General features: G+C 62.5%; 13 protein-coding genes and 1 pseudogene. 13 read left to right on the top strand and 1 reads right to left on the bottom strand.

The window, feature by feature from the left end:
* The 10 genes from Q0O97_RS16975 to Q0O97_RS16930 all read left to right on the top strand — a co-directional run.
* Nucleotides 1–557, top strand: a 557-nt coding sequence (locus Q0O97_RS16975; protein WP_294932194.1) for a head-tail connector protein, incomplete at its 5' end; no start/stop codon positions are given.
* A complete protein-coding gene (locus tag Q0O97_RS16970; RefSeq protein WP_294932191.1) occupies nucleotides 554–880 on the top strand; it encodes a phage head closure protein in 327 nt (108 codons plus the stop codon). The genes Q0O97_RS16975 and Q0O97_RS16970, both read left to right, overlap by 4 nt.
* Nucleotides 877–1,269, top strand: a complete 393-nt coding sequence (locus Q0O97_RS16965; protein WP_294932188.1) for a DUF3168 domain-containing protein — start codon at nucleotides 877–879, stop codon at nucleotides 1,267–1,269. The genes Q0O97_RS16970 and Q0O97_RS16965 overlap by 4 nt, the downstream gene beginning before the upstream one ends.
* A gap of 58 nt (nucleotides 1,270–1,327) precedes the next feature.
* Nucleotides 1,328–1,828, top strand: a complete 501-nt coding sequence (locus Q0O97_RS16960; RefSeq protein WP_294932185.1) for an HK97-gp10 family putative phage morphogenesis protein — start codon at nucleotides 1,328–1,330, stop codon at nucleotides 1,826–1,828.
* Complete coding sequence (locus Q0O97_RS16955; protein WP_294932182.1) at nucleotides 1,821–2,012, top strand: hypothetical protein; 192 nt, start codon at nucleotides 1,821–1,823, stop codon at nucleotides 2,010–2,012. The genes Q0O97_RS16960 and Q0O97_RS16955 overlap by 8 nt, the downstream gene beginning before the upstream one ends.
* A 1-nt stretch (nucleotide 2,013) precedes the next feature.
* Complete coding sequence (locus tag Q0O97_RS16950) at nucleotides 2,014–2,472, top strand: hypothetical protein (protein ID WP_294932179.1); 459 nt, start codon at nucleotides 2,014–2,016, stop codon at nucleotides 2,470–2,472.
* Nucleotides 2,472–2,861: a gene transfer agent family protein gene (locus Q0O97_RS16945; RefSeq protein ID WP_294932176.1), complete on the top strand. Its 390-nt coding sequence runs from the start codon at nucleotides 2,472–2,474 to the stop codon at nucleotides 2,859–2,861. The genes Q0O97_RS16950 and Q0O97_RS16945 overlap by 1 nt, the downstream gene beginning before the upstream one ends.
* 163 nt (nucleotides 2,862–3,024) lie before the next feature.
* The gene (locus Q0O97_RS16940; protein ID WP_294932173.1) at nucleotides 3,025–6,243 is read left to right on the top strand and encodes a tape measure protein; all 3,219 of its coding nucleotides are present in this window, start codon (nucleotides 3,025–3,027) and stop codon (nucleotides 6,241–6,243) included.
* Entirely contained in the window at nucleotides 6,243–6,881 is a 639-nt protein-coding gene (locus Q0O97_RS16935) for a hypothetical protein (protein WP_294932170.1), read from the top strand. Before Q0O97_RS16940 ends, Q0O97_RS16935 begins: the two co-directional genes overlap by 1 nt.
* A gap of 177 nt (nucleotides 6,882–7,058) precedes the next feature.
* Nucleotides 7,059–7,367, top strand: a complete 309-nt coding sequence (locus tag Q0O97_RS16930) for a hypothetical protein (RefSeq protein ID WP_294932167.1) — start codon at nucleotides 7,059–7,061, stop codon at nucleotides 7,365–7,367.
* Here Q0O97_RS16930 and Q0O97_RS16925 read toward each other — a convergent pair.
* Nucleotides 7,342–7,524: a hypothetical protein gene (locus tag Q0O97_RS16925; protein ID WP_294932164.1), complete on the bottom strand. Its 183-nt coding sequence runs from the start codon at nucleotides 7,522–7,524 to the stop codon at nucleotides 7,342–7,344. The genes Q0O97_RS16930 and Q0O97_RS16925 overlap by 26 nt on opposite strands.
* Before the next feature lie 104 nt (nucleotides 7,525–7,628).
* Between Q0O97_RS16925 and Q0O97_RS16920 the strand changes: the two genes are divergently transcribed.
* From Q0O97_RS16920 to Q0O97_RS16910, 3 genes and pseudogenes are all read left to right on the top strand, one after another.
* Nucleotides 7,629–8,309: a hypothetical protein gene (locus Q0O97_RS16920; RefSeq protein WP_294932161.1), complete on the top strand. Its 681-nt coding sequence runs from the start codon at nucleotides 7,629–7,631 to the stop codon at nucleotides 8,307–8,309.
* Nucleotides 8,306–8,692 carry a hypothetical protein gene (locus tag Q0O97_RS16915; RefSeq protein WP_294932158.1) on the top strand — a complete coding sequence of 129 codons (387 nt, stop codon included), beginning with the start codon at nucleotides 8,306–8,308 and terminating at the stop codon, nucleotides 8,690–8,692. Before Q0O97_RS16920 ends, Q0O97_RS16915 begins: the two co-directional genes overlap by 4 nt.
* A 3-nt stretch (nucleotides 8,693–8,695) precedes the next feature.
* Nucleotides 8,696–9,497 (top strand): annotated as a pseudogene (locus Q0O97_RS16910) (hypothetical protein); the annotation flags it as partial.

The following is a 9,497-nucleotide window of genomic DNA, read 5'->3' as shown; positions in this document are numbered from 1 at the left end:
AACAAGGCTGCGCAATGAACCTGACACGGGACGGCGGCCCCCTGGGCGAACTGGTGCCTCTTGATCTGGCAAAGGCGCATCTTCGGGTCACATGGGACCGTGAGGATGGTTACATCTCGGGGCTTGTTGCATCCGCTATTGCCTATTTGGATGGCCCCCGCGGTGTCCTTGGGCGCTGCGTCCAGGCGCAACGCTGGCGCCTCGACATGCGCGACGGCTGGGGCGGCGAGTTGAAACTACCCCTGCCGCATGCCGGCAACATTGAGGCGGTGCTTGTCGACGATGACGGGCAGGATCAACCCCTGCCGGTCACGGTTCGGGATTGCGACCCGTGGTCGATCGTCAGGCCGGCCGAGGGCACGTCGCGCCCGGTCCGGCTGTCCTTCACGGCGGGCGTCCCGGATGACATCGAGGGGCCGTTGCGCATGGCCGTGCTGCTGATCGTCGGCAACTGGTATCTCAACCGCGAAGAAGTCGTGACCGGCACCATCGCCACGGCGCTGCCGCTCTCGGCGCAGCGCATCCTGGCGCCGCTCAAGATAAGGTGGATCGCATGAGGGCGGGACAGCTTACCAAGTGGGCGCTGTTCCAGAGGCCGGAAAAGGGCGTCGATGCAAACCGCAATCGCATTCTTTCTTATGTTGATGCGTTTGAGGTGGCGGTGAACTTGCTTCCATTAAAGGGCACGGAAACCGTTATGGCCGCACGGATGATATCCCGCAGCCCGGCCATCATAACAGTCAATGCGGCCTCGGACGCGCGTCTTGTGACCAATGAATGGCGAGTGATCATTGATGGTCGGGTCTATGATGTGCGGGAAGATCCGCGCGAAACGCAGGATCGCGGGTTTCTTGAAATGCTGGTCGAGGCAGTCGGATGAGGGCCGGAGCCGCGCTTCGCCGTGCTGTGGCCGGTCGGCTGGTGGCCGAGGTTCCGGACTTGGGCGGGCGGGTCTGGGACCGGTCCAGTAAGGGCGATATCCTTCCTTATGTGACCTTGGGGCCGTCCTATTGGTCTGATGCCTCGGTCCAATGTGTCGCGGTGCGCGCTATCACGCTTCAGGTGGATGTCTGGTGCAGCGGTGCGGCGGGGGCGGGAAAAGGCGACGCAGAAGATGTGATCGATGATGTCGCGACCGCCCTCAATGACTGGATGGATCAGGATGCGCTGACTGCGCACCCGCTGCGCGTCATCATGGTCCGCGTCATGGATGATCCGTCCGGAGTTGTGCATGGCGTGGTGCAAGTCGAGGCGCTGGTGGAAGGGTGATCCCCACCATCGCCTGTGTTCACTCAGTCAGGCGGCAGGTCGCCATAGGAGGACGGGGATGGCGTCTCTTAATCCTCGCATCGCGGCGCAGTTGAAAAGAGTGCCGGATATCGCGGTGGATGCTGCGCGGCGGGCGATGGAAGAAGGGGCGACAGAAATCGTGGCCGCGATGAAAGCGGCAGCCCCGGAGAAAAGTGGTGAGCTGCGTGACAGTATCGGCTGGACCTGGGGCGATCTTCCCCCTGGCACCTTCATGATCGACGAAATCCGCAGCGGGCGAAATCGCGGCGATCAATATGCGACCCTGCGCCTGAAGATCTATGCGGGCAGCAAGGATGCGTTTTACGCCCGGTTTGTCGAGTTCGGCACCCAAGCTCATTCCCTGGCTGGCGGCGCGGATGTGTCCCGAAACAAAAGGCAAGGCCAGGGCAGCGGCCATCCCGGCGCGGCTGCCCAGCCATTCTTTTACCCCACGTGGAAGGCCGCGCGGGTGAAGTTCAAAAGGCGCATCCGGGAACGGGTTCGCGCTGCAATCAGAGAGGCATGGAAAAATGGCTAAGGCGATTTTCAATCGGCGCTTCGATGCGACCGATAACAGGAAGGGCGTCTCGATCCGGGTGGAGCCGAGCGATAGCCCTCAGACATTACCGGAATGGGTCATTGCCCTGGCGGTGAAGGCGGGCGCGGCATCGCGCCTCAACAAGATCCCGGCATCTGCCGGTTTGACCGAAAAGGAACAGTAAGATGGCGGAACCCTCTCTTCACTACCGCGGCGATATCATCGTCATGGTCGCATTCGAACCGGATACCCCCCTAGTCTATACCAATTTCTGCGGTGCGACCGGCATTGATCTGACGATCGACAACGCCATTCAGGAAACTCTGGTTGGCGATTGTCAGGATTGGAGCCTGCCGATCAAGACGATCGCCGCATATGGTGCGCAGACTGTGACCGCGACCATCAACGCGCAGCTTGCGCGGCAGAATCGTGACCGGTTGCTGCTTTGGGCAAAGGATCAAATGGAAATCCCGGTCCGCTTCCATTTCGTCAACGCTGAAGCTGGTCAGACCGAATATATGGATGGGGTGGGAATGCTGCCCAGCCTTGGCCTGTCCGGCATCGGCAATGACCAGGGCAGCGTCATCACGACCACCTTGAACCTGCGGTTCAAGAACGGCCTCGAATTCACGGCAGCAACCTGATGCAGGCGGTTGTCTTGCGCTGGCCAGGCGGGGAGCATGCTTTCCGCCTGGGGCTGGGTGAGCTTCGGGCGCTTCAGCAAAAGACCGATTGCGGGCCAGAGTTCATTCTCCACAAGATTACTACCGGTCGGTGGATGATTGATGAGTTGCGTGAGGTTCTGCGCAACGGCCTGATCGGCGCCGGCCTATCGCCGGTCGAGGCGATGAAGCTGGTTGACCGGACATTCGAGGATACGCCAGCGATCAGCTTCAAGGCCCCGGCAGTGGAGCTGCTGGCAGCATATCTCTACGGCCCGGAGGATGATCCGGTGGGGGAGGCCTTGGCGGTGGATCCGACACCGCCGCCCGAACCAACGGAAAATGGGAATTCAGCTCCTATTACGGCGTAGGCGCAGCCCTGGGGTTCGCGCCGGATCAGGTGGATAAGATGACGCCGTGGGAATTCATGGCGTGCGTTGATGGCTACACCCTCGCGCAGGGCCGCAAGCCGGGGCCGAGCGGAAAGCCCATGGATGAACATCGTTTGCGCGAACTTGGGATTGAGGGATTCTGATGGTTGATGAACCAGATCTTCTGATATCTGCGGGATTCTCGGCCGCGCAGCTTGAGCGGGAATCGCAAAAAGTTATCGCGCAATTCAGGAAGCGCGGCGAAGAAGCGCAGAAGGCGTTTCAGGACTCCTCGGGGCGGGTCACCGACACGCAGGCCGCCAAAGCAAGCGCCCGCGAGCTGGATCGGCTGGCGAAGGCTTACGATCCTGTTTATCGGGCCGCCAAGAAATATGAGGCTGAGGTTTCCAGGCTCGACCGGGCCTTGAAAATCGGCGCTATCACGAAACGGCAATATGCTCAGCGCCTATCGGCTGCGAACCGCGAAATGAATTTGGCGTCCGGCGAGGCGCAGAGATTTGGTCGCGCATGGGGTGGGGCGGCGAGGGTGGCGGCGTCCGGTCTGGCCATGGTGGTTGCTGCTTTGAGTGGCCGCGAGTTGATCCGCATGACCGGCGAATGGACCGACCTGACCAGCCGGGTCAACCTTGCTGCTGGCAGCATGGAAAAGGGCGAGCAGGTGATGCGCCGCGTCAGCGAGATGGCGCGCCGCACCTATTCGGACCTGTCGCAGACCGCCGAGGGATATCTGGCATTCTCGACCACGCTGACCGAACTCGGGGTTTCGACCGATCGCCAGCTTGATTTTGTCGAAAGTCTGAATAACGCGTTGGTCGTGTCGGGGGCGAAGGGCGATACCGCTGCCCGCGTGATGGATGCGCTCTCGAAGGCTATGGCCTTGGGGTCCTTGCAGGGCGATAACCTGAATACGGTGGTGGCGTCAGGTGGCCGAGTGGCACAGGCCCTTGCCGAGTCGATGGGCGTCACGACTGCTGAACTGCGCAAGCTGGGGTCTGAGGGAAAGATCGGCCGGCGGGAATTGCTCGGCATCACCCAGGAGATGGAAAAGCTGCGCCGCGAGGCTGGCGAGATGCCCGGCACCATTCAGGATGGCTTCCTGCTGCTGAACAACGCCCTGCTGGAATATGTAGGGCGCGGCGATGATGCTGTCGGCATGTCGGGCCGGATCGCAGAGGCTCTGACCGTCATCGCTGACAACTTCGACACGGTTGCAGACGCGGGGCTGAAGCTGGCGGCGGTGTTGGCGGCTGGCATGCTGGGGCGTTCCATTGTCGGGATGATCGCCAACCTGACCAACGCCACCGGCGTCCTGATCCGCTTTGGTGCTGCCTTGCGGGCGGCGACTTCAATGGCCAGCGTCGGCACTGCGATCAGCGGGTTGAGCGCGGCGGCCGGTCCGCTCGGTATGGTCATGGGTGGGCTGCTTGCGGGTGGTGTTCTGCTGTATTCCGAACGCGCCCGAGAGGCTGAACAACGCAGCAAGGATATGCGGGATGAGCTTCGAGAACTCGGGCTTTATACCGCGCCAGAGACTGCTGACGCCTTGGATGATGTGGCCGCCGCTGCCGACGGCATCGGGACCGACGACCAGATTGCCCGAATCGATCGGTTCAAGAAAAGCCTTGAGGATATTAAAGGGACCGGCACGATTCTATCGTGGCTCATAGGTGGCGATGGAGAGCTGGACAAGCTGATTGAGCAGGTCGATCATTTCTATGCCCGATTTGATAAAGCCGATCTACCTCTGGTCCAGCAATTGCGCGATCTGGCAAAGCAGTATCAGAACAACCAGATTTCCGCTGCCCAATTCGCTGACAGCGTTGCCTTGACCGATTTGCAAGGCGCGGGGATTGAGGCGCAGAAATATGCCGCTGCGCTGCAAGACGTTGCTCTCCGCTCCGAGGCGATTACGAAGCAGCTTCTGTTCGATGGGGTTGCGGTTGAGATTGACAGTGCATCCGATGCGTTGGCGGGTCTGCGAGAGCAGGTTGAGCGGGTCGCGGCGATACAGGGCACCACCGATAACATTCAGTCCCAAATCGCAGACCTGATCAAGAAATTCGAGGATGGTCAGTCGAGCGCAGATGATACGCTGGCCGCGCTGAATGAGATCGGTTCCGCCAATCCGAATATGTCGAACTTTCTGGCAAAGGTTGCTACTGCGATTTCTGCGCTGGCCGATCTGCGCGCAGCTGCATTGCAGACGGCGACCACCATCGCGGCAACAGTTGCAATGCGTCCAGGCGCAGGAGGCACCAGCGACACCTCTGACGCTCAGCAGGGCGCCGTCACCGATGCTTATGTCGAAGAACTTCGCCGCCAGAACAACCTGTCCCGAGAGCGTCAGGACATTGAGAAGCGCACCGAACGGATCATGCAGGACGCGGCGAAAGCAGGGGCTGCTCTGACCCGCGAACAGGCCGAACAGCTTGCCATCGAACAGGCCGCTGCTGACGCCCGCCGGGCCGAGGAAGGCCGTTCCGCACGTTCGGGCGGTGGCCGCAAGGGCGCGAAGAAGAAATCCGAACCCGGCCTGTTCGAGGACGTCGAGCGCGACCTTCAGAACCTGGAGCGCGAGATCGCCCTCATCGGCAAGTCCACGCAGGAGGTCGCCCGCGCCCGAGCTGAATGGGCGATGCTGGACGAGGCCAAGAAGCGCGGCATCCCGGTCAATGAGAAACTGTTCCAGCAGATCGCTGCGCAGGCCGAGAAGGTCGGGGAACTGACCGCAGAGCTTGAGGCGGGGGAACTGGCGCATCAGAAATTCGAACAGGCGGTCGATGGCATCGCCGATGCGATGGCCGGGGCGCTGGTGGCGGGCGAGAGCCTGCGCGACGGGTTGGCCCAGGTGTTCAAACAGATCGCGTCCGACCTGATGCGGTCGGGCATCCACGACATGCTTTCCGGCCTGATCCCCGGCGGCGGTGGCAAGCGCAGCGTCGGGCTGCTGTCGTGGCTGGGATTTGCGCAAGGCGGCTATACAGGCCCCGGCGGACGCCACGAACCGGCTGGCGTTGTCCACCGGGGCGAATACGTCATGGATGCCGACAGCGTGCGCCGTGCTGGCGGCCCTGCGGCGTTCGACGCCATGCGCAGGGGCCTGCGGGGTTACGCCAATGGCGGCTACGTCGGTGCGCCAGCCATGCCCCGTCTGCCGTCCATTCCGGCGATGGGTCGCGCTGCGGACGCGGGCGGAACCAGCAAGGTGCAGATCATGCTGGGGGAGGGCTTGGAGGCCCGCATTCTCGAAACGGCGGCAGGACAAAGCGTCCAGATTTCGCAAGCGCATGTGCGCCAATACGACGGAGCGCTGGACAAGCGCGTCAAGCAGATCAACGCCCGGCCAAGGTGGACCCGCTAATGGCCGATCCTCTTTCCCTCTCGGATTTCTTCGACACCTTCCGTGCGACGGTCGATAGCAGGTTCTACCTGCCCGGCGTCCGCCAGCACAGCCGGACAGGATCAGGCGAGGTGTTGTCCTCCGTGCTTGGGCATCAACTGTGGCGAGGCGAGGTGACGGCCTATGTGCGAGGGCGCCGTGCGGTGGCCGCTCTGCAAGCCCAAATCGAAGAACTCGACCGCGCGGGCGACCCGTTCCTGATCCACCCGTTTCCCTGCGGCAATGCCCATGACCCGGACGGCAGCATCATCGCGGGGCACAACCCGGAAATCGCGGCAGTGTCGAGCGACAGGATTCGACTGCGCAACCTTCCATCGGGATACCGCTTCCAGCGCGGGGATTTCCTGTCGTTCGCATATGGCAGCAATCCCGTTCGTTACGCCCTGCACCGCGTCATGGACCTGACCTCAACCGGCCTTGGCTCGGGCATGCGGGTATCGCCGCGCCCGCGTCCAGGCGTTGCTATTGGCGCGCCGGTCACGCTCTACAAGCCCGTGTGCAAGGCGATCATCGAGCCGGGATCGATCCAGTGGCCCGATTACGGCTCGGTTGTGGCGGGCACGATCAGTTTCCGATTTATCCAAACCCTGGGGAGATGACATGAAGCGGCTTATCTACCAGGGCTTGCCTAATGGATACGCCCTTTCTGCGCCGGTAGCTTACCTGAAATTTTCTTACTCGCCAGACGTTTCGAAAAAACTTCTGCGGATCTCGGAGACATTGAGAACATAAGGGAGAGTCCCTGATCCGTTTCATCCAGACCTTGAGGTAACGACATGACCGAAGACACCCGCCCGCCGCTGACGGCGGAAGCATTCGACCGCATGATCCTGGATGGGTCTGTTAGGTGTCCGAGGGTGAAGTCAGGTCGGGAATATCAGGTGATAATTATGACCTATAAAGTCCATGGTGAGGACGCCCATAGAAATGACAGCGTTTGGCGCATCGGAGAGAACCATGACAAGGATGGGCGGCCCCTGTTCGAGGTGACCGGCCCTGTTTCCGTTTCGCTGGAATATCTCGAATTGCTGATCGCTGATTATCGGCGGCGCTATCCAGCTACTCGACCTGATACCGATCCTTGATGTGTTGGACGGCTTCTTCGAATGTTCCTGAAAACATCGCGTTTCCCGAAATCCCACGGCCGGGGCCGGTGAGGTGAACCTTGAATTTCACGGCATTTCCGGGTTCACGGGTTAGAACGATCTGATCGTTCGGGTTGATCTCCATCTTTTCGGTCATACCGAATCTCCATCATCTTTGGGTTGTAGCGGCCTGATGATGGACACGCGCCGGGGCTTGAGTCGAGTCCCGGCGCTTTTTCTTACCTGAACTCAAGGTGCATCATGCGTAATCTGCCCCCTGCGGTCGCGGACCATCTGGCCGCGCGCCGCACCATCATGACCGAGATCCTGATCTGGCTTGGCGGCAAGGACCGCACCACCGGCGCGCTGGAGCATATCGGGCTGTGGACCGGCGTGGACCATCAGCAGATCGCCGTCGATGGCCAGGCGCGCACCTATTACGGCGCGGGCGGGCTGATCGGGATGGAGCCGATCACGCAGCGCGCGGGGCTTGAGGTGCGCCAGCATCGCATATCGGTATCGCCGCTGGCCCCCGAGGTTGTCGAGGCGCTGCGGGTCTACGACCCCCGTCTGGCCCCGGTCGAGATCCACGAATGGCATTTCGACCCCGACACGCAGGCCCCGCTGGCCGATCCCATCCGCATCTTCAAGGGCAACATCATCGCGGCGCCGATCACCATGCCAGCCGAGGGCGGCGAGGCGACCTGCGAGATCACCGTGGTTTCGGCGGCATGGGCGCTGACCCGCAGCCTGACGCTCAAGCGCAGCCACGCGGCGCTGACCGCCCGCAATCCGGGGGATGGGTTTCGCCGCTATGGCGATATCTCGGGCGCGGTGGATACCGCATGGGGTGAGCGGATCGGCAAGCCGGTCCCCGTATTTCAGGGCGTCGCACTCATGAAGGGGTTCCGAGGCCTCCAGAAGCAGGACAGCGGACGATGAACAGACGCGCGAAGTTGACGGCCTATCTGGCCGAGGTCGCCCGGACGCCCTTTGCAGAGGGCCAGCATGATTGCGCGCTGTTCGCGGCGGGCGCGGTCAAGGCGATGACGGGGCGGGACCTGGCCGCCGAATGGCGCGGGCGATACACGACGACACGCGGCGGCATCCGCATCCTGCGCAAGGCGGGATACGAGAACCATATCGCGCTGGCGGCATCGCTGTTTCGCAAGACGGACGCCCCCCGCATCGGGGACCTGGCCGTGGTCAGGACCGAGGAAGGACCGGCCCTCGGCATCGTGCAGGGCACCCATGTCTATGTCACCGGCCCGCAGGGCCTTTCGCTGGTGCCGGCCAGCGCCGCAATCAAGTTCTTCGAGGTCTGATCCATGCCTGCTGCTGCTGGTTTTGTAATGGGTGCGCTTGGCGTCGGCGCGGGCACTGCTTTCGCGGCGGCTGGTGGCGCGATGTTCGGTGGCTGGGTCGCGGGCGCGGCCTTTGGCAGCACCCTGCTGGGTGCCGTCGGCGTCAGGCTCTTGACCTCGGTTGCCCTGTCTGCCCTGTCCACCGCGCTGATGGGCAAGCCCGAGGGCCAGCAGGCGGGCATGCGCACGTCCAGCACCATGACGGGCGGGACCAATCCCGAAGCCGTCATCCTGGGTGCATTCGCCACCAGCGGCGCGCTGGTCTGCCCGCCCATGTCGCATGGATGGGCAGGCAAGACACCCAACGCCTACCTGACCTATGTGGTCGAACTGGCAGGCGCGCCGGGCCATGACCTGCTGGATCTGATGATCGACGGCGAATATGTCGAGGTCCTGACCGCCAACCCCCACGCGACCTATGGCCAGCGCATCGGCGGGCGGTTCGAGGGGCGGGCGTGGATCCGCTATTACGACGGGACGCAGACCACGGCGGATGCGGGCCTTCTGGCGACCTATCCCGCGCCGCATGTGCGGCCCTGGACCCCCGATATGGTCGGGCATGGCATCTGCTATGCGATCCTGACGTTCCAGTATGACCGGGAGGTCTATCATAGCTGGCCGTCCACGCGCTTTGTCCTCGGCGGCATGCCGCTTTACGATCCGCGCCGGGACGGCACGGCGGGCGGCAGCGGGACACAGAGGTGGAACAATCCCGCGACCTGGACCGCGACCCGCAACGCCGCCGTGATGGTCTACAACATCCTGC

The sequence above is a fragment of the uncultured Paracoccus sp. genome, assembly GCF_945915435.1.
GTDB lineage: Bacteria > Pseudomonadota > Alphaproteobacteria > Rhodobacterales > Rhodobacteraceae > Paracoccus.
The sequence above is the reverse complement of the archived record's forward strand: the minus strand, read 5'-3'. Positions and strand labels throughout refer to the sequence as shown.